This window comes from Nocardia sp. NPDC058499 (genome assembly GCF_042719915.1).
In the GTDB taxonomy this organism is placed as follows: domain Bacteria; phylum Actinomycetota; class Actinomycetes; order Mycobacteriales; family Mycobacteriaceae; genus Nocardia.
In genome coordinates this window covers 32,312-56,570 of record NZ_JBHXMZ010000004.1, presented here as the reverse complement: position 1 = coordinate 56,570, position 24,259 = coordinate 32,312, and the positions used below count along the sequence as shown (strand labels likewise).

Annotated in this window: 15 protein-coding genes; 8 read left to right on the top strand and 7 right to left on the bottom strand. The window is 69.7% G+C overall.

The features are described 5' to 3' along the window. Nucleotides 1-164: 164 nt before the first annotated feature. From ACFWPH_RS13850 to ACFWPH_RS13840, 3 genes are all read left to right on the top strand, one after another. On the top strand, nucleotides 165-1,256 hold the full coding sequence (locus ACFWPH_RS13850; RefSeq protein ID WP_378750847.1) for an isochorismate synthase MenF: 1,092 nt from the start codon (nucleotides 165-167) through the stop codon (nucleotides 1,254-1,256). Nucleotides 1,257-1,699: 443 nt separating this feature from the next. Continuing rightward, on the top strand, nucleotides 1,700-1,870 hold the full coding sequence (locus ACFWPH_RS13845; protein WP_084493275.1) for a DUF2613 domain-containing protein: 171 nt from the start codon (nucleotides 1,700-1,702) through the stop codon (nucleotides 1,868-1,870). A 68-nt stretch (nucleotides 1,871-1,938) separates the two neighbouring features. Beyond that, nucleotides 1,939-6,207, top strand: a complete 4,269-nt coding sequence (locus tag ACFWPH_RS13840) for an alpha-(1->3)-arabinofuranosyltransferase (RefSeq protein WP_378750845.1) — start codon at nucleotides 1,939-1,941, stop codon at nucleotides 6,205-6,207. Here the strand turns inward: ACFWPH_RS13840 and ACFWPH_RS13835 are convergent. Next, nucleotides 6,164-7,522 (bottom strand): polysaccharide biosynthesis protein, encoded by a 1,359-nt coding sequence (locus ACFWPH_RS13835; RefSeq protein ID WP_378750843.1) that lies wholly within the window; start codon nucleotides 7,520-7,522, stop codon nucleotides 6,164-6,166. The two genes, ACFWPH_RS13840 and ACFWPH_RS13835, sit on opposite strands and share 44 nt — an antisense overlap. Before the next feature lie 77 nt (nucleotides 7,523-7,599). On the opposite strand from ACFWPH_RS13835, the gene ACFWPH_RS13830 reads away from it, so the two are divergent. Next, nucleotides 7,600-9,867 (top strand): hypothetical protein, encoded by a 2,268-nt coding sequence (locus tag ACFWPH_RS13830; RefSeq protein WP_378750841.1) that lies wholly within the window; start codon nucleotides 7,600-7,602, stop codon nucleotides 9,865-9,867. A gap of 142 nt (nucleotides 9,868-10,009) precedes the next feature. Here ACFWPH_RS13830 and ACFWPH_RS13825 read toward each other — a convergent pair whose 3' ends face one another. Then, nucleotides 10,010-11,209, bottom strand: coding sequence for a glycosyltransferase family 4 protein (locus ACFWPH_RS13825; RefSeq protein ID WP_378750839.1), 1,200 nt, complete (start codon nucleotides 11,207-11,209; stop codon nucleotides 10,010-10,012). 301 nt (nucleotides 11,210-11,510) lie between these two features. On the opposite strand from ACFWPH_RS13825, the gene ACFWPH_RS13820 reads away from it, so the two are divergent. Further along, nucleotides 11,511-12,401, top strand: a complete 891-nt coding sequence (locus ACFWPH_RS13820) for a class I SAM-dependent methyltransferase (protein WP_378750837.1) — start codon at nucleotides 11,511-11,513, stop codon at nucleotides 12,399-12,401. A gap of 2 nt (nucleotides 12,402-12,403) precedes the next feature. Here the strand turns inward: ACFWPH_RS13820 and ACFWPH_RS13815 are convergent, their stop codons facing one another. The 5 genes from ACFWPH_RS13815 to ACFWPH_RS13795 all read right to left on the bottom strand — a co-directional run bounded on the left by ACFWPH_RS13815 (nucleotide 12,404) and on the right by ACFWPH_RS13795 (nucleotide 18,725). Further along, nucleotides 12,404-12,718, bottom strand: coding sequence for a hypothetical protein (locus tag ACFWPH_RS13815; RefSeq protein WP_051158074.1), 315 nt, complete (start codon nucleotides 12,716-12,718; stop codon nucleotides 12,404-12,406). A gap of 311 nt (nucleotides 12,719-13,029) precedes the next feature. Then, nucleotides 13,030-13,212, bottom strand: coding sequence for a hypothetical protein (locus ACFWPH_RS13810; RefSeq protein ID WP_280419281.1), 183 nt, complete (start codon nucleotides 13,210-13,212; stop codon nucleotides 13,030-13,032). A 782-nt stretch (nucleotides 13,213-13,994) separates the two neighbouring features. Beyond that, the gene (locus ACFWPH_RS13805) at nucleotides 13,995-15,827 is read right to left on the bottom strand and encodes a phosphoenolpyruvate carboxykinase (GTP) (RefSeq protein ID WP_378750835.1); all 1,833 of its coding nucleotides are present in this window, start codon (nucleotides 15,825-15,827) and stop codon (nucleotides 13,995-13,997) included. A gap of 242 nt (nucleotides 15,828-16,069) precedes the next feature. After that, nucleotides 16,070-17,599, bottom strand: a complete 1,530-nt coding sequence (locus tag ACFWPH_RS13800) for a hypothetical protein (RefSeq protein WP_378750833.1) — start codon at nucleotides 17,597-17,599, stop codon at nucleotides 16,070-16,072. A 4-nt stretch (nucleotides 17,600-17,603) separates the two neighbouring features. Then, nucleotides 17,604-18,725 carry a hypothetical protein gene (locus ACFWPH_RS13795; RefSeq protein ID WP_378750831.1) on the bottom strand — a complete coding sequence of 374 codons (1,122 nt, stop codon included), beginning with the start codon at nucleotides 18,723-18,725 and terminating at the stop codon, nucleotides 17,604-17,606. A gap of 191 nt (nucleotides 18,726-18,916) precedes the next feature. On the opposite strand from ACFWPH_RS13795, the gene trmB reads away from it, so the two are divergent. Genes trmB through ACFWPH_RS13780 form a run of 3 tightly spaced genes read left to right on the top strand, consistent with a single transcriptional unit; the run spans nucleotide 18,917 to nucleotide 24,217 of the window. Then, nucleotides 18,917-19,732, top strand: a complete 816-nt coding sequence (gene trmB / locus ACFWPH_RS13790) for a tRNA (guanosine(46)-N7)-methyltransferase TrmB (RefSeq protein WP_378750829.1) — start codon at nucleotides 18,917-18,919, stop codon at nucleotides 19,730-19,732. After that, a complete protein-coding gene (locus ACFWPH_RS13785) occupies nucleotides 19,732-20,460 on the top strand; it encodes an NYN domain-containing protein (RefSeq protein ID WP_378750827.1) in 729 nt (242 codons plus the stop codon). Before trmB ends, ACFWPH_RS13785 begins: the two co-directional genes overlap by 1 nt. A 1-nt stretch (nucleotide 20,461) precedes the next feature. Further along, nucleotides 20,462-24,217: an MMPL family transporter gene (locus ACFWPH_RS13780; protein ID WP_378750825.1), complete on the top strand. Its 3,756-nt coding sequence runs from the start codon at nucleotides 20,462-20,464 to the stop codon at nucleotides 24,215-24,217. The last annotated feature ends 42 nt before the right edge of the window (nucleotides 24,218-24,259 follow it).

The following is a 24,259-nucleotide window of genomic DNA, read 5'->3' as shown; positions in this document are numbered from 1 at the left end:
CGGCGCGCGACAGGCACCCGGCCGCGTCCGGTACGGCCGGTACCGTGCACCCTCTCCAGGGGTGGTGCGGAGGAACTTGTAAGCCCACCGATCCACTGCTGCACGAAATCACGGCCTCGGTGTGGTCACGGGCCCGGCCTTCTCGATGAAGCTACGGTCGGAACATGACCGGGTTCCTGCTGGCACGACCCGACAGCGTGGTCCGCGCAAGCGGCGTACGCACCGCGTTCCACGATCCGTGGCAGGCCGTCGACGCCCTGCACGGCGGCACCGCGGCGATCGCCGGAGCACTCCCCTTCGACCCACGCCGCCCGGCCGCGCTGGTCGAACCCGCCGAGCTGGCCCACACCGCGGGCCCGTGGCGCCCGGCGGCGCTTCCCGAGCTCCCCGGCATGCGCGTGGTGAGCGAACACCCCTCCCGGGACGAACATCGCGCGCGGGTCGCGCGGCTGATCGGAATCCTCGCCGACCCCGGACAGCCGCTGCGCAAAGTGGTTGCCGCGCGGTCGGTGCTGGCCACGGCGGATACCGCCCTCGACCCGCAGTCCCTCGCCGCCTACCTGCTGACCAGGCATCCACGCGCGAATGTCTTCGCTGTCGACCTCACCTCCGCCGGAAACACGGGCGCGACCCTGGTGGGTGCGAGCCCGGAGACGCTGGTCCAGCGCACCGGAACATCGGTCGCGGTGTATCCGCTGGCCGGAACGCTGCCCCGCGTCCCCGATCCCGAAGCGGACAACGCCCAGGCCCAGCGGCTGGCGGCGAGTACGAAGAACCGGGCCGAGCACGCGTTCGTCGTCGACTGGATCACCGAACGGTTGAACCCGGTCTGCACCCGGCTCACTGTGCCGCCGCGCGCACAACTGGTCAGTACCCGCGACGTATGGCATCTGGGCACTCCGATCCACGGTGTGCTGCGGGATCCGGCGCCCAGCGCCCTGGAACTCGCGCTGCTGCTGCATCCGACGCCGGCGGTGTGCGGCACTCCCACCGCCCAGGCACTCGAGTACATCACCACGCACGAGGAGGACCGCGGGTTCTACGGCGGTGCGGTCGGCTGGTGCGATTCGAGCGGTGACGGGTGCTGGGTGGTCGCGATCCGCAGTGCGCAACTATCGGCCGACGGGCTTTCCCTGCGTGCCTGGGCGGGCGGGGGGATCGTCGCGGCCTCGGATCCCCAGTCCGAACTCGACGAGACAACGAGCAAACTGCACACCCTGCTCGGCGCACTGGGCATTCCGGAGAAGCGCGGGTAAGAGGCAGATCGCACGGTGCGAGCCCGACGCGTCTGCCGGACCGTTCGGAGAGACCGAACAGCTGCAGGCCCGCGACGGCGCCTGACGACAGGGCAATGGTGAGTTGCGCGGCCCAAGGACGGTCCTGGCGGCGCGACCATGCCGCGGGTCGGCGCCGAGGGATCAAGCACTCTTATCTTCGGTGCCGACTCGCCCAGCGAACCGGCGAGGTGGTTGTTCCCGGTCGCACTGCGATACGACCCGGCTGCGTGGTCGCGCTCCGGCCGCAGTCCATACGGTTCGGCCGTACGAAGGCCGCAGGCCCGCCCGGAGAGAACAGGCCCTGCGGCCACCGCCGGCCGGGCGTACCCAGTAGGGTGAAACGCCGGACTGTACATTTCCGGACCGGCGCGATACTGCTAGGTTGGCCCGGATACTGCCTGCGTCGAGTTTGGAGTGCTGCGATGAAGTTTGCTGTCCCCGGTATTGCGAGTGCGGTGGGCGGTGCCCTGCTGGGCGCGATCGCGGTCTTCGCCATCACCGCCGCAGTACAGCAGAACACCCGCCCCGAAGTGGACCGCAGCGGTAACGCGGACAGTTCGCTGCTCAACAGCGTCGAATACGGCAAACGCTGAGACCCCTCCCGACCCAGCCACGTCCCCGCCCGGCACTTGCGGCGGGGACGCCGAACGCCTGACCCACGGTGCCCGAGCAGTCCGAAACCGCAGCCTCGCCGCGCGCGGAAACCGGTAGTACGCCGGAACTCACCGACCGGCTGGGAGCGCGGTGGTTCGCCGGATCGGCCGTTATCGCCTTCCTGCTGACCTTTCTGCAGGCCCCCGGGCTCACCGTCGCCGACACCAAATACGACCTGGCCGAAAACCCGCTCGGTTTCCTGGCCCGGGCCGCGCATATGTGGAGCAGCCAGGCTCCGATGGGGCAGGTCCAGAACCAGGCCTACGGCTACTTCTTCCCGCACGGCGCGTTCTTCGCGCTGGGTGATCTCCTCTCGATTCCCGCCTGGGTGACCCAGCGGATCTGGTGGGCGCTGCTGCTGCTCGCCGGGTTCTGGGGTGTTGTCAAGCTCTGCGAAACCCTGGGTATCGGCGCACGCGGAGCGCGGATCATCGCCGCCGCCGCATACGCGCTGTCCCCGCGGGTGCTCACCACCCTCGGATCCATCTCCTCCGAAACCCTGCCCATGATGCTGGCGCCGTGGGTACTGCTCGCACCCGCAGCCCTCGGCACGGCCTACCAGCGGCGCCGGCGCGGTGGAGCGCGGTCTCCGGCCGGCAGTGCGCTGGCCTTGGCGCTGATGGGCGCAGTGAACGCGGTCGCGACGGTGGCGGCCTTCCTGCCCGCGCTGCTGTGGTGGGCCAGTTACCGGCCCAACCGAGCCTGGTGGCGGTTCACGCTGGCCTGGGTGCCGCTGCTGGTGCTGGCGGTCGCGTGGTGGGCGGTGCCGCTGCTGCTGCTCGGCCGGGTGAGCCCGCCGTTCCTCGACTACATCGAATCGTCCGGGGTCACCACACAGTGGGCGTCGCTGGGGGAAGTGCTGCGCGGCACCGACAGCTGGACCCCGTTCGTCTCGCCGGAGCGGATCGCGGGCGCGGTGCTGGTCACCCAGCCTGCCGCGGTCCTGGCCACCGGCCTGCTCGCCGCCGCGGGAATGGCGGGGCTGGCGATGCGCTCGATGCCCGGGCGCGGGCGGCTCGTGTTCATCTTGTGTGTCGGGCTCACCGGTATCTGCGCGGGTTATGTTGGCCAGCTGGGCGGGCCGTTCGCCGAATCCGTCCGCGTCTTCCTCGACTCCGGCGGTGCGCCGCTGCGCAATGTGCACAAACTGGAACCCCTGATCCGGCTACCGCTGGTGCTGGGTCTCGCGCAGCTGCTGGCCCGGGTGCCGCTGCCCGGTTCGGTACGCGCCGGGCAGTGGCGCCACGCGTTCGCCAACCCGCATCGCGACCGCCGGGTCGCGGTGGCGATGCTGATCCTGGCCGCGCTCGCACTGTCCACCTCCTTGGCCTGGACCGGCAAACTCGCCCCGCGCGGCGCCTACGACGAGGTGCCCGCCTACTGGCAGCAGACCGCCGACTGGTTACGCGACAACGCCGCCGATACCCGGGCACTGGTGGTCCCGGGTGCGCCTTTCGGCAGCCAGGTCTGGGGCCTGACCCGGGACGAACCCCTGCAGGCGCTGGCCGAGACGCCGTGGGCGGTGCGCGACGCGGTCCCGTTGAATCCGCCGGGCACCATCCGCGCCATGGATTCGGTGCAGCGGCTCATCGCCGACGGCCGGCCCTCGGCCGGTCTGGCGCCCGCGCTGCGCGGACAGGGCATCGGGGTGCTGGTGCTGCGCAACGATCTGGATCCGGATACCTCGCGGTCGACCCGGCCGCTGCTGGCGCACAGCGCGGTGGAGGGGTCGCCCGGGCTGCGTAAGGTCGCGGAGTTCGGTGAGCCGATCGAGCACGGGTCCGGTAACGACGAATTCGTGGTCGACGCCGATCTGCGGCCGGAGTACCCGGCGGTCGAGATCTATCGCGTCGACGCTCCGGCGCCGGGCACTCCCGCCGAGATACGCAGCGGCACCGGGGCGCCCGCCGAATTCCCCGGGGCGTACACCGCTGCGCTGGCCTCGGTTCCGAGGGTGCAGGGTGGTCCGGAAGTGCTGGAACGACTCCACCGCGACCCCGCCACATCCCACGAACCGACCCTGCTCGCCGCCGATGCCGCCGCCGCGGGCCTGCCGGTGGGGCCGGTCACGGTGACCGATACCCCGATGGACCGGGAAACCGATTTCGGCAAGGTCGACAACCACAACTCCGCGCTGCGCGCCCCCGACGACGCGCGTCGCACGCACAACCTCGTACCGGATTACGCGGTCCCGGGTGCCGAGCCGGTCCGCGGCGACTGGACCGGCGCCACCGTCACCGCCTCCAGTTCGGCCGCCGATGCCACCCAGATCGGTGGTGCCGCGCCGGGCAATTCGACCGCGGCGATCGTGGACGGCGATCCCACTACCGCCTGGATCAGCAATGCGGGGGAATACGCTGTCGGCCAATGGCTGCGCCTCGATATGGATGAACCGTTCAAGTCCGGGCTGCTGCGTTTCACCAGCACGCCCGCCGCCATCGGCGACCCCGTGAAATGGGTGGAGGTGCGCACCAACAACGGCAGTGTCTCCGCCCGGATCGGCAAACCCGGTGAACCGGTTTCGGTGGCGTTGCCGGTGGGTTCGACCGACTGGGTGAAGATCACGGCGCGATCGACCGAACGCGGCAGTACGGGTGGCCAGTTCGGGATCAGCGAATTGGCTGTCGAGGACTACTCGGTACCCGAGCTTCCCGTCCCGGTCGAAATCCGGCACCGCACAGTACTTCCGGAACCACCGGCGGGCGCCACGGTGACCGGCTGGGACCTCGGACAGGAATTCCCGGGCCGCAGCGCCTGTTTCGACGCCCCCGACCGCGTTCGCTGCGGGAAGGGGCTGGCGCTGGCCCCGGAGGAGATGGGTGCGTTCAGCCGCACGCTGTCGGTGCCCGCGCCGGTGACGGTCGATCCACAGCTCACGGTCCGGCCGCGGCAGGGCCCCGCACTGGAAGCGCTGCTGACGGATCCGGCGCGACCGGTGGCACGCGGCGCGTCCGATGTCGGCGATCTCCGCGGATCGGCCTTCGCCGCCACCGACGGCGATCCACGCACCAGCTGGACGGCGCCCGAAGAGACCGCCCGCGATACCCGCGGCCCGAAACCGACGCTGACCATCGAACTCCCCGAACCCACACTGGTGACCGGGCTCGAACTGACCCCCTCGCTCGGCGGGCTCCCGGCCGCCCCGACCTCCGTGGCGGTGAACCTCGGCAACGGACCGCAGATCCGTGAACTCGACGACCCGGACGAGACTTCCCGGATCGATCTGCACCCCACGGTGACCGATCGGATCGAACTGAGTATCCGCAGCTGGGAATCGGTCCTGGACCGGACAGCCCTGGGCTACCACCAGGCCCAACCCGCCGGACTGGCCGAGGTGAACGTGCTGGGGCCGCAGTACCCGCCACCCGCACCGGACGACCGGCTCGTCACCGTCGGCTGCGAAGCCGGGCCGACCGTCGCGGTCGGTGGCCGCCTCGTGCCCACCAGCATCACCGCCACCGCCGGCGAACTACGTTCCGGCGCACCGATTCCCGCACAGACCTGCCCCGACCCCGCCGCGCCGGCGGCACCGGAGACAGAACCCGGTGCGGCCCAGCCGGTTTCACTTCCGGCGGGCGAGGTCGATGTGCTGGTCGCGCCGACCGAACTGTTCTTCGTCGACCGGTTGCGCCTGGCCGGCCCCCAGCCCACACCGCCCGTCGCCGATACCGGAACCCAGCTGCTCACACTTCCGCTCAGCACGAATATCGGCTGGCGGGCCCACACCGCCGACGGGCAGGAACTCGACCCCGTCGTGGTGAACGGCTGGCAGCAGGGCTGGTTGCTGCCGGCCGGCGCGGCCGGACCGGTGACGGTGTCGTTCCCGATCGATACCTGGTACCGGGTGGCGATCTTCGGTGGCCTGTTGCTGCTGATACCGCTGCTCGCCCTTGCCGTTCCGCGCGGACCCCGCGGCGATCCGGCGATCCCGGTGCCGGTGTGGCGCACACCGTGGGCAGTCGGCGCGCTTGCACTGACGGCCGCGACCACGGTGATCGCCGGCCCCGCCGCCACCGTGCTCACGGTCGCGGGTCTGGCGGTGCTGCGGTTCGTCCCGCAACTGCCGCGGCGGGCCCTGGCGGCGGTCGCCGGAATCGGCACCGCGGTATCGGCCGCAGCACTGTCGACCGGGCCCTGGCGGATGCCGGGCGGCTATATGGGTGATTCGCTGTGGGTCCAGGTGCCCGCACTGATCGCGGTGATCGCGGTGGGCCTGGCAGCGCTACCGCCGATCACTCGGCGGCCACGGCCGGACGCCGCGCCGCCGCCCGAATGACCAGCAACGCCACCAGCGCGGTGGTCGCGCCGGCGACGAGCGCGGCGGTCACGATGAGACCGGTGACGGAATTCGCCACTACCAGCATCAACACCACCTCGAGTACCAACCCCACCCAGGCAAGCATCGCCAATGCTGTCCGGTTCACCGCGATCGCCGAGAGCAGCGCGCCCTGCAGAACGGCCAGGATCGCGCCGTGCAGCGCGAACAACCACAGCAATCCCTGGATCGGGGCGTAGTCCTGACCGGCCAGCAACGGCGCCAGCGGAGCCGCGACCGCCGCACCGAACACCGCGACAACCCCGATACCGGCGAGCACCGCAAGCGCCGAACGTATCGCCGAACCCGACGACGCGGGCTGCGCCATCCGCGGATACAACACCACACCCACTGCCTGCGGCAGCCAGAAGGCGATCTTGGTAGCAATGGTGCCCAGCGCGTACCGGCTGGCATCGGGTTCCTCGAGCACCATCCGGACCACGATCAGATCGGCCGACGACAGCGCCATCAACGCCGCCTGCACCTGCGTCGCCCGCAGCACCGCGGCCACATCCGCCAACCCCGGTTTCACACCGTCGCTGGGCCCCGCCGATTCGGGTATCGTCCCGCCGGCTCCGGCCTCCTCCGGCCGTGCGTCGGTCAGCCCGGAGTCCACGTCCGGCGAAATCACCGGAAAAGCGGAACCACCGGGCACTTCCGCCCCGCGCCCCGCGCCATGATTTCCGGCCGTATCCGCATGCCCCGGGCCGGCCACGATCCGCCCGTACACGGCCGCCGCGGCGACACCGCCGGCCGCCGCCCACAGCGCTGCCGCGGCACCCCCACCCGCGGCCAGCACCACCACCGCCGGAACAACCTTCGCGATACCGGTCACCCCGAGCACCATCGCCAGCCCGCGGAACCGTTTCTGCCCCTGCAGTACACCCTGCTCACCCGCCAGAACGACCAGGGCAGGCGCCGAACCCAGGGCCGCCGCGGCCGCCGCGACCCCCACGTCCAGCAGCACGCTCACCACCGGCACCAGCACCACCACCGCGGCCGCCACCAGAACCGCGCACCGCCAGCGCAGCGCCCGCAGCGCCGCGATATCGGATCCGTGCACGAGTTCGCGGGCCACTACGTTCTGCAGGGCCAGCGCCGGTACCGCACACAGCAGCTGGACGGCCAGCAGGCTGGCGAATTCGCTGTACCCGGCCACACCGAGCCAGCGCCCGGCCAGCAGCTGGAGCAGATAACTCGCGATATTCGCGGTCATCGCACCCGCCGTGACCAGGGTCATGTCCGCCACGGCGGGAAGACGGCGAACGAACTGCACGCGGGCAAGTCTCCCACCCGGGGCGGCGGGTGGACCGGTCCGCCCCGCCCGGACCCGCGAACGTAGGGTGACTGGCCGTGGGTGCACAACGAGCGGGCCGGTGGACACGGTGGCTCCCGGCCGGATACAGCCTGCTGCTCACCCTCCTGATCACCGCGCCGCTGCTACGGTCCGGCTATCTCCTGCTCCGCGATGCCGTGAGCACCCCTCGTTCCTATCTCACCGATACCGCGCTCGGCCTGGGCGACGCCGCTCCCCGGGCCGTCCCGCAGGACGCCCTGCTCGCCACAGTTTCGGTATTCGCCGACGGCGGAGTAGCGGTCAAGACGATCCTGGTGGCCGCGCTCTGGGCCGCCGGCTACGGCGCCGCCCTCCTGGCCCGCGACCTGCTGCGTGCGCCGCTCGCCGCGCAACTGGTCGCCACCACACTCACAGTCTGGAACCCCTACGTCGCCGAACGCCTGTTACAAGGGCATTGGAGCCTGTTCACCGGCTACGCGGCCTTGCCGTGGATAGCCATCGCCGCCCTCCGAGTACGCGGCGAGGCGGGCCCTCGGTACAGATCGGTGGCTCCGCCGGATACCGCCGAATCCATACATCCATTTCCCGCCGATACCCAGGCAGAACAGGTCGCCGGGCGCGGCACCGAGGGCACCGGGGCGACGTCTCGGGCAAGCGGCTCATGGCGGGGCCGGTCTGATTCAGTGGCTCACCCCCCTCCGGGCGACCGAACTGCACACCGAAGCGGCGTCCGCATCCGGTCCGATAACTTCCGGAACTGGGCCGTGCTCGCCGGCCTCCTCGCCGCAGCAGGGTTGACCCCGACCGGCGCGTTACTGGGCGCAATCGTCGCCGTGACGATCGCCGGTGGGCGCCGATCGGCCGGTGTACTCGGACTCGTGGTGGCGGTCTGCGTACCATGGCTGCTCGCCACCGCCGTCTCGGGAGTCGCAGCCGAACCTTCGGACCCGGCGGGTGTACCCGCCTTCGCCGCCCGCGCGGAACCCTGGCTGGGCACGGTGGGCAGTCTCGCCGGGCTGGGTGGGATCTGGAACGCTGACGCCGTCCCCGGTTCCCGGACCACACCGCTGGCCGCGGTCGCGACCATCTTGCTGCTGGCCGTCGTCGCATTCGGAATCCGCAGGGCAGCGGCCGCGGACGGCGACCCCGAACGCACCCGCGCCCGTCGCATCCTGCTGATCCTCGCCGCGGCGGCGGTCGCACTACCGGCCCTCGCCGCGACCCCGGCCGGTCTGGCTGTCATGGAATGGCTGGTCGTGCACATCCCCGGCGCCGGGCTGCTCCGCGATACACAGAAATTCGTCGCGCTCGCCGTCCCCGGATACGCACTGTGCGCCGCGGCAGCCTGCTCGATCCTGACCGGCCGCCGACCCCCGGCAACCGCCGATGAAACGGCCGTACAACGCGAGGATTCGCCCCGCGCACCCGGTGAGGCAACCAGCCTGCACCACAGCCGAACAGTCGATTCCCCCGCAGGCGACGCCACCCTCTTCCACTCCGGCGGCGCCGAAGGTTGCACGGGCGGCGACGCAACCGGTCTCCACGCCGAGAACGTAGAGGATTCCGGCGCCGACCGGGTAATCGAACCCGGCTCGGGTAACGCCACCGGCGAGCCGGAAGCCGGTGCGAAGCGTTCCGTCCCGGAACGGGACACACAGACCGCGGGGACCCCCGATGCCGATCGGCCCGGGCCGATGCGCGCATCAATTGCCCTGGCGGTGCTCTTCATCGGGATGCTTATCCTGCCGCTACCCGACCTGGGTTGGGGTGTGGGCGGGCAGATGCGAGCCATCGGGTACCCGGACTCCTGGACCGAGGTGGCCGAACGCATCGATGGCCCCGGTGATATCGCGGTTCTCCCCGGCGGTATGTTCCGGCGCTTCCCTTACTCCGGTACGGCGCCGGTCCTGGATCCGGCACCGCGAATGCTGCCGCGTGATGTCCTGCAAACCGGTGCACTGCCCGTCCGCGGCGAGACCGTGAGCGGGGAGGGCACGCGCGCGCAGACCGTGGAAGATCTACTGCTCGCGGGCGGCGATGCGGACGAACTCGCGCGACTGGGTGTCGGCTGGGTCCTCGTCGAGCGTGGTTCGCCGGGCCCGCTGGGCGAATCCGCGACCACCCTCACCCAGCTCGATCAAGTATTCGACAGCGAGGAACTGCGTCTCTACCAGGTCCCGGACGTGGTACCCCGGCCCGCGCCGGATCACCGCGCGTTGCTGATCGGCGCACATATCGTGTGGGCGCTACTCCTGGTGACACCGCTGCTCGCGACGCTGCTCCCGCATATTTCGCGGCGACCGGCACGCCGAACACTCGACTGAAATCACTGCTCCGCCCGAAGCGAGTGATTTCCTGGCGATACTCAGACCGCCGGCAGCGGCTCGTCACTCTCCCAGGATCAGCAATACCGGCGCCGAGCGATCGAGTAACCGGTCGACCGGCTCGCAGCGGGCGCCCGCAGGCTCAGGCACCTACCTCGGTGATCCGCGCAGCGCGCTCGTCTCCCGGAGAGATCAGTCCGCTGACCCGCCGGCCCCCGGCGGCGGCCGCCAGTACTTCGTGCACGCCTGCGGCCGTATGTTCCCAGGAGAATTCCCGGGCCCGGGAACGCGCTTTCTCGCCCATGATGGTGCGGGCGGCCGCATCGTCGAGCAGTTCGCCGACGATGATCGCCAACTGGTCCGCGTCGTCGGCCAGCAGCCCGGTCACCCCGTCGATGACCGAATCGGTGAGGCCCCGGGAGGAGCGATAACCGACGGTGGGTACCCCGTGTTGCGCGGCTTCGATCACCGCCAGCCCCCAGCCTTCCTTGCGGGACGGCAGCACATGCACCCAGGCCCGGGACAGCAGTTCGTGCTTACGGCCTTCACCGACATGTCCGTGGAAGGTCACCGCGTCGGCGATGCCGAGGGCCGCGGCCTGCTTCTTCAGCTTGTCCGCCCACCAGCCGCCGCCGATCACATCGAGGTGCAGGGCGGGGATCCGGCCGCGCAGCCGCGCGACGGCGGTCAGCGCGTCCTCGATCTGTTTATGCGGTACCAGCCGCGACAGCACCACCACCCGCGGTTCGGGCGTGCGCACCGCCGCGGTTCCGGTCGCGACCCCGGGGGGAACGGGTTCGGCACCGTTGCGGACGACCGCGATCCGGGACCGGTCCACGCCCAGCGTCGCCAACTCTTCGGCGGAGGGCAGCGAAACCGTCAGGTACTGGTCGTCGCGATGGATCCGCGGCGACAGCGACGATTCGATCCACCAGCCGATCCGCCCCACCAGCTTGCCGGCGACCGGCCACTGTTCCCGGTGCCCGTGATGTACCAGCACCACGGACGGCACCCCCGAGACCAGCCGGGCGAAGAACGGGATGCCGTTCTGCGTATCGATCACCGCGTCCGGTCGCACGCCTTTCAGCGGGCCCAGGCCGAGCCGCCCGAACAGGATCGCGGCCAGCGCCCGGGGGTATACGGTGAATCGGCCTCCACCGCGGCTGATATCGATACCGTCGAGCCGCTCACGTTTCGCCGCGCCGGGGTAGCGGGCTGTCCGCAGGGTCACCCGCACGCCACGGGCGGCCAGCTGGGCGCCTACCTGCTCCAGGTACCGTTCGCTGCCGCCGCCCTGCGGATGCCCGGTATCACGCCAGCAGAGTAGGAGTACTTCGCGCACGTCGGGGCTTCTCCGGTTGGTTCGGGTCCCGCGGACGGGACTGTCGCAGTGTTCCCGCGGACGGGACTGTCGCAGTGTTCCCGCGGACGGGACTGTCCGGTCGTCCCGCGGACGGGACAGGGCATCGCGCTACACCCTAGCGCGCAGTACTGCCCGGTAGGTCGCCCCACCTGCATGTCTCATGCTTTTGCCAATGTCGGGCCGCCGATCCGGGCGCAGCGCAGCGCAATCGTGACCGGTCGTCCCGGCCGGGCGCCGCCGGAGATACTGTGGCCGGTCACAATATGCGAGACTCGGCATCGTGCTCGACGCCGAGGAATCCTCCATGGTCCGGATACCGCCCGCAGCGGCGGACCTCGCCCCCGCAGCGGCCGGTGTTCCCGGCCCCCGGGCGGCGGAACCGGTCGTGCCGCGGCAGTCACGGAAACGGTTCCGTTTCGCCCGGCGCGCCACCCTGGGACGCTCGGTACGACTGCTGCGCAGTTTCCGATTCGAGCAGACCGACCCCGCCCGCTTCTACGGCGGTATCGCCACCGACAGCGTGCATCTGCTCGGCGATTTCCACGCCGATCTCACCGGCCGCGATCTGGCCGGAACGACCGTGCTGGACGTCGGCGGCGGGCCCGGCTACTTCGCCGACGAATTCGCCCGGGCCGGTGCCCGGTACATCCCGGTCGAGCCCGACCCCTCCGAGATGCATGCCGCGGGTATCTCGGTTCCGGCGGCGGTGCGCGGCTCCGGGATGGCGCTACCGTTCCGCGACGATGCCGTCGATATCTGTTTCTCGTCGAATGTCGCCGAACATATCCCGGACCCGTGGCGGATGGCCGACGAAATGGTGCGGGTGACCAGGCCCGGCGGGATCATCGTGCTGTCCTACACCGTATGGCTGGGGCCGTTCGGCGGTCACGAAACCGGGCCCTGGCACTACTTCGGTGGCGAGTACGCCGCGCGCCGGTACCGCCGGAAGAACGGCAGGGAGCCGAAGAACCGTTTCGGGGTGTCGCTGTTCGCGGTGCCCGCCCGCGACGGTGTGCGCTGGTCCGAGCGCACCACCGCGACCGTGCATGCGGTGTTCCCGCGCTATCACCCGCGCTGGGCCTGGTGGCTGGTCCGGGTTCCCGGGCTGCGGGAGCTACTCGTCAGCAATCTGGTGGTGGTCGCCGAAAAGCCCGGCGGGTCACCGCGGTAGGACTAGAGCGCGAGTTGCGGGCGGCGCCGGCCGATCCGGTCGCGCCAGCCGTTGCGCACCACGGGTTCTGCCCGGGTCCAGGGCGACTCCTGGATGGCGAGCCCGACGGTTTCGAGTGTGGTGAGCCCGACCTGATCGGCCAATCCCCCGACCACCGCCACCGCTTCGGCCGCCTGTATAGCAGCCATTGCCTGCTCGGTGGTCAGGGTCCGTCCTGGTAGAAACGAGACGACCCAGCCGCCGCTGCCAACGCTTTTCGCTTGATGGTCGGTCTGGTCGCTGGTCATCAACGCCCGGCCGATCACTTGCACCGCCATGAACGCACTCCCGATTGTGGGTCTTCGGTTCGATGAATGGAGCGAGCTGATACCTGGCTAACATCATGCGCGATCCAGCAACAAATCGCAATAGTGCGTTCGATGAAATACGAACCGAGAGGGAAGAATTCGACGAGAGGCCGACGAGCGGCGCACGCAGACAGGCACGGACCAGCGCCGGAAACCCTACGAGTCCGGCTGCCGCGCAGCACAAACCCTGCCACAGTCGAGCAGCCGGCAACGCGCAATGCGTGAAATAGACCCTATGACAGAGCATCCCGGGCACCCCGGGAAACCCCCTGGCGAGCAAACTATTCGGTAACCAGCAATGCGCGCAGAATCTGGCCACCGTCCGGCGACCCGTCCGCCGCGTCGACCACTTCCACCTGCCACCCCTCCGGCAGCGCCGACTGCAACCGGCCGGCCGCCCGATGCAGTGGGGTGCTCACCGGGACATCATCACTGGACTGCGGGGACAGCTGCCCTTCGGCCATTTCCAACCACCTCTCGCGGAGTGATCGGCTCGGGCCGTGGATCGTGCGAAGGCGGGCCGATCAGGAGCGGGACAGTCCGGCATTCAGCATTGCGTGAGCATGGGATTCGATACATCCCCAGAATAAGGCAAAACCGCCCATACCACCCTGCGCCGCACCGACGCACCCCACCCGCAAGCCCTCGAGAACCCGCCGGCCCGCACCGCAGCAAGTAACGGCACCTCGAATTCGGCCCGAGTCGCCCGATGTGCCATCACGCCCGGGCCGCCCCAACACGGAGCCCACAACGCACATCTCGCTGGCCGAACGCCCCGGCCACATTCACACGGGACAGAGCACCGAACAAACGATCCCCGGCCCGAGCGAAACACCCATCAACGACATTGCACACCCAAAACCCGGATGGTGTCGACCATCTGGGGCCTCCGCCCCTTTAACCAGCCCCATGGGCGGGGCCCGCCCGGTTCTGGAGCGACCAGAGGGAGGGAGCGCAGCGACCGACCGGCGGGAGTGAAGAACCGGGCCCGAAAGGGCCCCGCCCTCGAGCCTCGGAGCGGCTCCAATATCACAGCCCGCCCCTTCACGGGCCGTCTACACCGAGGGCTGAGTCAACGGGTGCCCTGCCCCCAGGGCGCGATGCGGCCCAATATCACAGCCCGCGAGGCACGGGGCAGCTCAAAATTAAAGCCCGCCCAACGCGGATCCCCCGAAAGCGGAGTCAACAGTGCCGGGCCGGAGGTAGAGCGCCGCAATCCACGACGCTCACCCCCAAGCCCCAGCTATCACTGAATACGCTGTTTCAGCGCCTCGAACTCGTCACGCACACCGGAAGGCAGTTTGTCGCCGACGAATTCGAACCACTCTTCGATGAGCGGGATCTCCGCCCGCCACTCGTCGGCATCCACCGCCAGCGCCGCGTCGACATCGGCCGGGTCCGCGTCCAGACCCGCCAGATCCATCTGGGCGGCCGTCGGCACATTGCCGATCGGGGTGCTCTCCGCCGCGGCCGTGCCCTCGATCCGGCCGACGACCCATTCCAGGACGCGGGAGTTCTCGCCGAATCCCGGCCACAGGAACCGGCCGTCGTCGCCGCGGCGGAACCAGTTCACGTAGAAGATCTTCGGCAGTTTCCCGGCGTCGGCGTTCTTACCGACGTTGATCCAGTGCGCCATGTAATCGCCGACGTGGTAGCCCATGAACGGCAGCATGGCCATCGGGTCACGGCGCACGGTGCCGACCTTGCCTTCGGCGGCGGCGGTCTGCTCCGAGGACAGGGTGGCGCCCATGAACACACCGTGCTGCCAGTCGAAGGATTCGGTGACCAGCGGGACCGTGGTCTTGCGGCGCCCGCCGAACAGGATCGCCGAAATCGGCACGCCCTGCGGGTCGTCCCATTCGGCGGCCAGGGTCGGGCACTGCGACATCGGAGTGCAGTACCGCGAGTTCGGGTGCGCGGCCAGCGTTTCGGTTTCCCGCAGGTACCAGTCGTTGCCCTTCCAGTCGATCAGGTGATCGGGCTCGCCTTCGAGACCTTCCCACCACACATCGTTGTCGTCGGTGTGGGCGACGTTGGTGTAGACGGTGTTACCGGCTTCCAGCGTCTCGATCGCGTTCGGGTTGGAGGAGCGGTTGGTACCCGGGGCGACGCCGAAGAAACCGAACTCCGGGTTCACCGCGTACAGCCGGCCGTCCTTGCCGAACCGCATCCAGGCGATATCGTCGCCCAGGGTTTCGGCGCGCCAGCCCGGGACCGTCGGCTGGATCATCGCGAGGTTGGTCTTACCGCAGGCGCTGGGGAACGCGGCGGCCACGTAGTACGCCTTGTCCTCGGGCGAGATCAGCTTCAGGATGAGCATATGCTCGGCCAGCCAGCCCTCGTCGTGGGCCATGGCCGAGGCGATACGCAGCGAGTAGCACTTCTTGCCGAGGAGCGCGTTACCGCCGTAGCCGGAGCCGTAGCTCCAGATCTCGCGGTCCTCGGGGAAGTGGGTGATGTATTTGGTGTCGTTGCACGGCCACGGGACATCGGCCTGGCCCTCGGCCAGCGGCGCGCCCACCGAATGCAGTGCCTTGACGAACGGCCGATCCGTGCCCAGCAGATCGAGCGCCGCCTGACCCATGCGGGTCATCACCCGCATGGAGACCACGACGTATTCCGAATCGGTGATCTCGACGCCCAGCTTGGGGTCCTCGGCACCGAGCGGGCCCATGCAGAACGGCACCACGTACATGGTGCGGCCCTTCATCGAGCCGCGGTACAGCTCGGTCATGGTGGCGCGCATCTCGGTGGGGTCGACCCAGTTGTTGGTCGGGCCGGCATCCGATTCGGATTTGGAACAGATGTAGGTGCGCGATTCGACCCGGGCCACGTCCGAGGGGTCGGATAACGCGAGGAACGAGTTCGGCTTCTTCTTCTCGTCCAGCTTCTTGAAGGTGCCCGCCTCGACGAGCTGGGTGGTGAGCCGGTCCCATTCGGCGTCGGAACCGTCCGCCCACACGACTCGCTCCGGCTGAGTCAGTTCGGCGACCTCCTGAACCCAGGCGAGCAGTTCGCTGTGTTCGGTCGGCGCGGTGCCGTCGGATCCACGAAGACCGGGAATGGTCGCTGAGGTCATGAAAACTCTCCTGAAATGGGCGGCAACAGCTGCTTCCGCCCTGGCCCTCGGGCCCGTGACCAGCGCGAAAACACCTAGCGCCACCATTGGCGGGTGAGGCGCCCGCTACGGCCCGCTGTACCCACCACCGGGTCTCGGGGATGTGCACCAGGACCAAGCGGACGCCCAGGTTCCTGTCTAGAGGTTAACGCGGTATTGCGGCCCCTATGGAAGCGGGTTGCCTATCAATAGGGGTGGACAAACTATTTTCCGGAATCCGGCGTCCATTGCTCGAGTATCTGCCGGTCACGCGCACAGGCGGCGAGCCGGCCGGGCTGTCCGGAGGTGGCCCGGCGCAGCGCCGTTTCGAGCTCGGCGACGCGCCGGTCCACGGCGAGCATCCGATCCGCGGCGGACCGGACCATTTCGTCGGACAGTTCCGTTTCAGCCTCCACCAGGGCGGTTACCGCACGCTGCTCGAGCTGGGCCTTCACATTCGCGATGGCGTCCACGACCCATTGCCGCAGGTGATCCCGGTCGGCGAGCTGGCGGCGGGCGCGCACCACCCAGGCCGCCGCGCCGGCGCCGAGCAACAGGGTCACCGGGATCGTGGCCACGTCCAGGGCGGGCACCAGGGCCAGCGGCGAGACGAGCAGGCGTCCCAGACCGACCCCCGCCGACGCGCCGACAACGATCATGAGGTGATCTTCGACACCCCGGCCGCGGGGTTGCGGATCCGGGCCGAGTGTGGGTGCCGGATCGTGCCGGTAATCCGGGGCCCGGTCCGGCGCGCCGGGTCCGGCGGCGGCCGCGCGCGCCCGCAACTCGGTGAGCCGGGCGGCGATATCGCGGTCGACCGGATCGGTGAGCGCCGCCACCGCGGCGCGCAGGCGCTCCGGGAAACTGGCCCGCCCCGCACGGTCCAGGCGATCCAGTTCGGTGCGGGCTTCGGCGTGCAGCGCGCGCACCCGGTGCCCCACCTGGGTCAGCAGATCCATCCGCGCCAAGTTGAGCTGGGCGCGCAGCGTGGATACCGCGACCGCCCGCCCGCCGTCGCGCTCGGCGAGCAGCCGCGCGCGTTCGGTACGCAGCATTTCGGCTTCGCTACCGGCGGCGAGCAGCGCCTCCTCCTGCGCGATCCGATCGAGGGTCTGGGCCAGCACCTGGATGGCCGCGGCCGACCGGCGGGTGTCCACGGTGGTGGTATCGGTGGTGAGTGCGGCCAGCCGGGCGTGCAGCGAGGCGAGCCCGGACCGGTCCAGCAGCGCCGAATCTCCGGCCGTCCGGGCGGCGAGCGCCAGCCGGGCGGAAACCGGCACGATCTCGCAGTCGAGCCCGGCGGCGGTGAGGAGTTCGGCGCTACGGTCGCGGACCAGCTGCCAGTCGAGATGGGCGTGGGTGCCGTTCAGAACCAGCAGTACCCGGCTGCCGGCCGCACGCAGCCGGCGCACGAGATCGAGTTCGGTGGCACCGATCGCCACACCGGCATCCAGGACCAGCACGGTGATCGAGCCCGAGGCAGCGCCGGCGGGGTCGGCCGACGGCGTGCTCAGTTCGATCCGGGGTTCGAAACGGGCGAGTTCGGTGCGCAGCAGAGTGGTGTTCGCGTCGTCGGGGCCCAGCAACCGGACCTCCGCGTTGTTCCCGGCGACGGTCATGGTGTCGAGCAGCGCCATGCCCTGGGGGTTCCAGCGGCGCACTACGGCGGCGACCGGTTCGGGGAACGTCGCACCGTGCGAAGTGGCAGCCGCGGCGGTAGCGCCGGCCCCCGGACCGAGGTCGGTATCCGACACCGCATCAGAGTCCGACACTGCTCATCCGTTCCCATACCCGGACGTAGCCGTTGTGTACGCGTACCGCGGCGCGCCGGGCGGCCGGTGACAGATCACTGGCGACCACCGCACGCCACCGGATGGCGCGAGCGAGAGCATCGTCGGCGTCCGCGGGTTCGAAACGGGGATAACCGGCCGCCAGATGCGCTACCGCGGGATCGACCAGCCCACCGCACAAGCCCAGCCATCTCGCCTCGTCGGTATCCAGATATTCGGTGATCAGCGCACGCGCCCGGCTGCTGCCCTGCGGGACAGCCCGCGCCGCCAGCCGGGTCAGTTCGTCGACCAGCCCGCCGGCCCGCCGGGATATCGCCTGTTGATAGCGCAGCCCGAGCAGCCGGGCCACGGGTTCGATCCCGCTCACCGTGTTCAGGATCTGCAATACCGTCTGCGGTGCGAGGTCCGGTTCCCGTTCCAGCGCCGCCAGCACACAGGCGGCGCCGTACAGATCCCAGCGTTCGAGCAGGTCCGCCCGCTCAGCGGTATCGGGACCCGCGGCCGGGGAGACGAACGCCTCCGCCGATACCGCCGACAGGGAACGGTTACCGGCGTGCCGGCGCAGCAACGCCAGATCGGTCTCGCGCAGCGCACCGGCGACCGTTCGCGCGGCCAGGCTTGCGACGATCGGGAAGGCCGGTAGCCCGAATGCCCGGGAAAACTGTTCCGCGGCCGCTACCGCATCGGCCCAGCCGGTGCCGATCGCGTCGGATTTGTTCACGACCACCAGCGTGCGCTCCGGCGGTAGCGACCCCAGGATCCGCCGGTCCCCCGGCGACGGGGTACTGGCCAGGACATAGATGATGATGTCGGCGTCGAGCACGGGGTCCGGGGAGCCGGGTTCGTCGACCGGCGCGGTCTCGGCCCCGTGTTGCAGACCCAGCGCCTCGGCCACCGTGGTGCGCCCGGACCGGGCGCGACCCGCCACCTGCGCCCGCGGTAGCGACCGCCACCGCTGGACCGCCGCCTCGATCCCGTTCGCTACACCGGTGTCCACCCCGTCGCCCATTCGCAACGTCGAAATCATCCGCTCGAGCGGATCCGCTGCCCCCGCCTCCCGCATGTACCTGTCCGATCTTTCGACTGTCACCGTTCGCACCCCCTGTTCCGGTGCGCATTCTGTCAGAAGAGCGCCCCCAGCGCGCTGGGCGTGGGCAGACAGCGTCCCCGGGCAGTACAACGAGCCACCGACCGGGCACGAACAGGATCCGGGCTCACAGGAAAAGCATCGACTACCCGCGAGTAGCGCCGCGCTCGGTCCGGTTCGGACGATCCCGGGCCATGTTGGACAATAGGGACGTGAACGACGCCGTCCGCCCCGCCGACCCGACTCCGCCCGCATCGTCCAGCACGACGGACGGGACCGGGCCCCGGACGCGATCGCGCACCGGATCCCGGCTCTACCCGCGGGTCACCAGTTTCCGGTCCCGGCGCGGCGCACTCACCCCCAACCAGCAGAAATCCTGGGATCGCACCTGGCCGCTGATCGGCCGCGAGGTCGCCGACGAACCGCTCGACGCCGACACCTGGTTCGGGCGCCCGGCGCCGCTGGTCATCGAGATCGGCTGCGGAACCGGTACCGCGACCGCCGAGATGGCACAGGCCGAACCGCACCTGAACCTGATCGGTATCGAGGTCTACCAGCCGGGCCTGGCGCAACTCGTCCAGCGGATCGAACGCGACGAGATCGGTAATATCCGGCTGTTGCGCGGCGATGCGGTAGATGTGCTGGAGAACATGATTGCTCCCCGATCGCTGACCGGCGTGCGCGTGTTCTTCCCGGACCCGTGGCCGAAGGCGCGCCATCACAAGCGCCGGCTGTTGCAGCCGGCCACCCTCGCTCTCATCGCCGACCGGCTGCGGCCGGGCGGAGTGCTGCACGTAGCGACCGACCACGCCGATTACGCCGAGCACATCGCGGCGGTCGGCGCGGCAGAACCCCTGCTCGTCGGCTTGAACGAGACCACCGGCGGAGTGAGCGCACAGCATCGCGAATCGGCGCCGATCGGATTCGAACGCCCCGTCACCAAATTCGAGAGCAAGGCACATCGGGCCGGAAGTGCGATCAACGAGTTCATATGGGGCAAGATCGAATGATGAGCGTCAGTGAGATGGCCCCGTCCGGCGGCGAGGTTGCCGAAAGTCTGCACGAACCCGGTGCCGAGACCACCGGGCCCGATCCGGACAGACTCCGGCGCGTGCTGCTGGTCTGGGACGCCCCCAACCTGGACATGGGTCTGGGCGCGATTCTCGGTGGACGTCCCACTGCCGCCTACCGTCCCCGGTTCGACGCGCTGGGCCGCTGGTTACTCGCCCGCACCGCCGAATTGTCCGCGGGCGAGAAACAACGGGTGGAGCCGGAAGCAACGGTGTTCACCAATATCGCCCCCGGCACCGCCGACGTGGTCCGGCCGTGGGTGGAAGCCCTACGCAACGTCGGTTACGCCGTCTTCGCCAAACCCAAGATCGACGAAGATTCCGATGTCGACTCCGATATGCTCGGCCATATCGCGCAACGCACCCGTGGCGCGGGCCTGGCCGGAATCATCGTGGCCTCGGCAGACGGCCAGGCGTTCCGCGAACCACTCGAACAGCTCGCCGCCGACGGAATCCCGGTTCAGGTACTCGGCTTCCGCGAGCACGCGAGTTGGGCCGTAACATCCGATACTCTCGAATTCGTCGACCTCGAGGACATCCCGGGTGTGTTCCGTGAACCGCTCCCACGGGTGAGCCTCGACTCGTTGCCCGACGAGGGTGCCTGGCTGCAGCCGTTCCGGCCGCTGTCGGCGCTGCTCACCTCTCGCCCCGCACAAGGAGTCGCTTAAAGTGTTCACCCGCTGGGGCGATCTGGTCTACCGGCTGCGTTTCGCCGTTATCGGAGTCGTTGTTGCAGGGATGCTGGGTCTGGGTGCCTACGGTCTCGGGCTGGCGGATCACCTGACCTCCAGCGGTTTGTTCGATCCGAATTCGGAATCGGTGAAGGCCGCCGAGATCTCCGACGGCGCCTTCGGTCGCGATCACAACGCCGATGTGCTGGTGCTCTACACCGCACCCGAGGGGCAAACCGTCGATTCCGACCCCGCGTTCCGGGACAAGATCGTCGACAACCTCAACCGGTTGCCGCGCGAACACCCCGATCAGATCGCCAAGGTGAACTTCGCCTACTGGAAAACCGAAACCGGTGAAGCCCAGCCCTCGGTGGTCGGTTCGAAGGACGGGACCAAGACTTTCGCCTCCATCGCGATCGTCGGCAACAACGACGACGAGATGGTCCGCAACTACCGCGCCGTGAAGGATGTCTTCTTCATCGACGGGGTCGATGTACAGGTCGCGGGCCTGCAACCGGTGGCGGGCACGCTCAACGACACCATGGCGCACGACCAGAAGCGGATGGAGATCCTGGCCATCCCAGCGGTCGGCATCCTGCTGTTCTTCATCTTCGGCGGTGTGGTGGCCGCCGGGCTCCCCCTGATCGTCGGCGGCCTGACCATCATCGCGGCGCAGGGCATTCTCATGCTGGTCACGAAGTTCACCGAGGTGAATACCTTCGTCGGTGCCGTGGTCTCGATGATCGGCCTGGGCTTGGCCATCGACTACGGGTTGTTCATCGTCAGCAGATTCCGGGAAGAACTAGCCGAGGGGTACGACACCGCGGCCGCTGTCCGGCGTTCGGTAATGACCGCCGGACGAACGGTCGTGTTCTCCGCGACCATGATCATCGCCAGCCTCGGCGGTCTCCTGCTGTTCCCACAGGGCTTCCTGAAATCGATGGCTTACGGAACCATCGCCACCGTCGCGCTGGCCGCACTCGGCTCCATCACCCTGCTCCCTGCCATGCTCGGCGTGCTGGGGCCGCGGGTAGACATGCTGAGCTTCAAGAAGATGCGCAAGACCAAATCCGCGGAAGAGGTCGAGGCGAGCATCTGGGGGCGGGTCACCACCTGGGTCATGCAGCATCCCCTCAAGATCGCCATCCCGATCTGCGTCGGGCTCCTGCTGCTGATAATCCCGGTGAAGAACCTGGCCTTCGGCGGGATGAGCGAAAAGTATCTGCCGCCGGACAACGACGTACGGCTCGCACAGGAGGAGTTCGATCAAACCTTCCCGCTGCGCCAATCCGACCCGATCCAGCTGATCTTCCTCAGCGAGAACACGTCCTCCATCGCGAAAGTATTGAAGGAGGCCGACAAGGCGCCCGGGCTGGCCGACGCCACAGGTTTCGGTGTGCCATCGGAGTCACCGACCCAAGAGAACGTGTTCCGCACGGATGCGACACTTGTCGACTCCGACAACTACCGGCCGACCGTGGACTATCTGCGGGCGATCGACGTACCGGACGATGTGACGATGCTGGTCGGCGGGCAGCCGACGCTTCAGGGCGACAGTATCGACGCCCTGGTCGACCGAATACCCCTGATGATCGCCGTGGTGCTGCTGGTCACGACGGTGCTGATGTTCTTGACCTTCGGCTCGCTGGTGCTGCCCATCAAGGCGGCATTGATGAGCGTGCTCGGTCTCGGCTCCACCCTGGGCATCCTGACCTGGATATTCATCGACGGCCACGGTGCGGACCTACTGAACTTCACCCCGCAGCCGATCATGTCCCCGGTGCTGGTGCTGATCATCGCGATCATCTACGGCCTGTCCACCGACTACGAGGTGTTCCTACTGTCCCGGATGGTCGAAGCGCGCGCCCAGGGCGCCTCGACCACCGAAGCCGTGCGGATCGGCACCGCGCACACCGGGCGCATCATCACCGCCGCCGCTCTCATCCTGCTGGTGGTGACCGGCGCATTCGCGTTCTCCGATCTGGTGATGATGCAGTACATCGCCTACGGCATGATCGCCGCGCTCATCATCGACGCCACCGTCCTGCGCATGCTGCTGGTCCCCGCGACCATGAAACTGCTCGGCGACGACTGCTGGTGGGCACCGGCCTGGATGAAGCGGATCCAGCAGAAGATCGGCCTGGGCGAGCCGATCCTGGACGACGAGCGCCCCGGCGCGGGCGATGTGGTGGACCTGGTCAAAACGACGCCGGTCACCGATCCCGTCACCATGCAGATGCCTGCGCTCGCGTCGGAGAAACAACGTAAGACGCCGGTGCTCAAACGCAGCCGCGAAGAGATCGAGGCAGCCGCACCCACCGCGCATATGAGCGCGGTACCCAAGAGTGCGCGCAAGGGCGCCGACAAACAGGCACCGGCCGGTTCCACACCGACCGCGCCGAAACAATCGATGCCCACCCCGCCCGACCCCACCCGGCCACGCGCCACCCCGCCGACCGAGGGCGAACCCGGTCGCGGCGGGCCGGAGGACGATCCCACGGCGACCGGCCGGCACACTCGCCCGGCGGCCGAAGAGAACCGGGCACCCGCCCGCGGCCCCCGGCCGCCGGCGGACGGCTCCGCTGGGCCCGGTGGTGCGCGAGCCGCCGGTCCCGACCGCGGCGCCACCGATTCCGCGGCTCCGCGGCAGGGTGGTCCCGGCGCGGGCCCGGGCCGTGCACCGGAACGCTCCCCCGGCGCTTCGGGCCCCGGCGCCAACCGTGGCAACGATCCCCATCCGGCGCCCCCGGGACCGGGCCGCGACCCGGGTCCCGGCCGGCCGGGCGGCAATCAATCAGGCCCGGCGCACCCCGGCAACCAGCCCGGTTCGGCGCGACCCGGCAGCCCGCCCGGACCGCCCCGGCCCGGCCTTCAGCCCGGCGCAGGTCGGCCGGAGAATCAGCCCCGCCCCGACCAGCCGGGAAACCAAGCCGGTCCGCAGACCCCGCCGGGTAGCGCTGCCCCCGGCCGCCCGAACGCCGGACCGCAGCCGGGCCGATCCGGTTTCGCGACGCCGACCCTGCGTGGGCTGTTCGCCTCCGAACCGATCGAGGACGCCGAGAGCCGCGAGGTATCCGGCCGCACGGTCTACCCGACCGCCGCGGACGCGCCGCCGCTGCCCCCGACACCACAGCAGGCGCGGATGAACAACGATCCGGCAGCGCCGCGGCAGGACAGCTCCCTACGGCTACCCGGCGCACCGAGCCGGCCCCCCGCACCGCCGCGCCCTGCCGGTCCCCAGCCGTCCGGCGGCAGGCCCACCCCCGGTCCCGGCCGGCCGCCGGCCCCGCCGCGTCCGGTCCAGAATCAGCGGCAGCCCGGCTATCCGGAATCGGGTTCCGCGCCTGATCAAGGCTCGCAACCGCGCCCGATGCCCCGCGTCTCCAACCCGGGCGGCGGATCGCCGGCCGCGCCGCAATCCGGCCTGCCCGAACTGCCTCGCCGCGTACCGCGTGGTCTGCCGCCGGAGATGCCCGCGCAGCCTCGTAATCCGGGACCGCCGGCGCGACCCGCGCCACCGGCCCGGCCGCGCCCCGACAGCCTGGCCGAACAATCCGCCGGATCGGCGGGCCCGCAACAGGACCCGGACCCGCGGGAACGCAACAGCATCGAATCCTGGATGGCAGGTCTGCGATCGGCGCGCCGGCAGCAGGCCGGGACACCGCCGACCGCCGAGGAAACGGGCAGGCACCACAGTGAAGGGCGTTCGGTCAGCGTGAACGAATTGCTGCGCCGCCGCGAGGACCCGCAGTAGCGGCCGCCACGGCCCGCTGACACCGCGGGTCTCGTGTGCGGT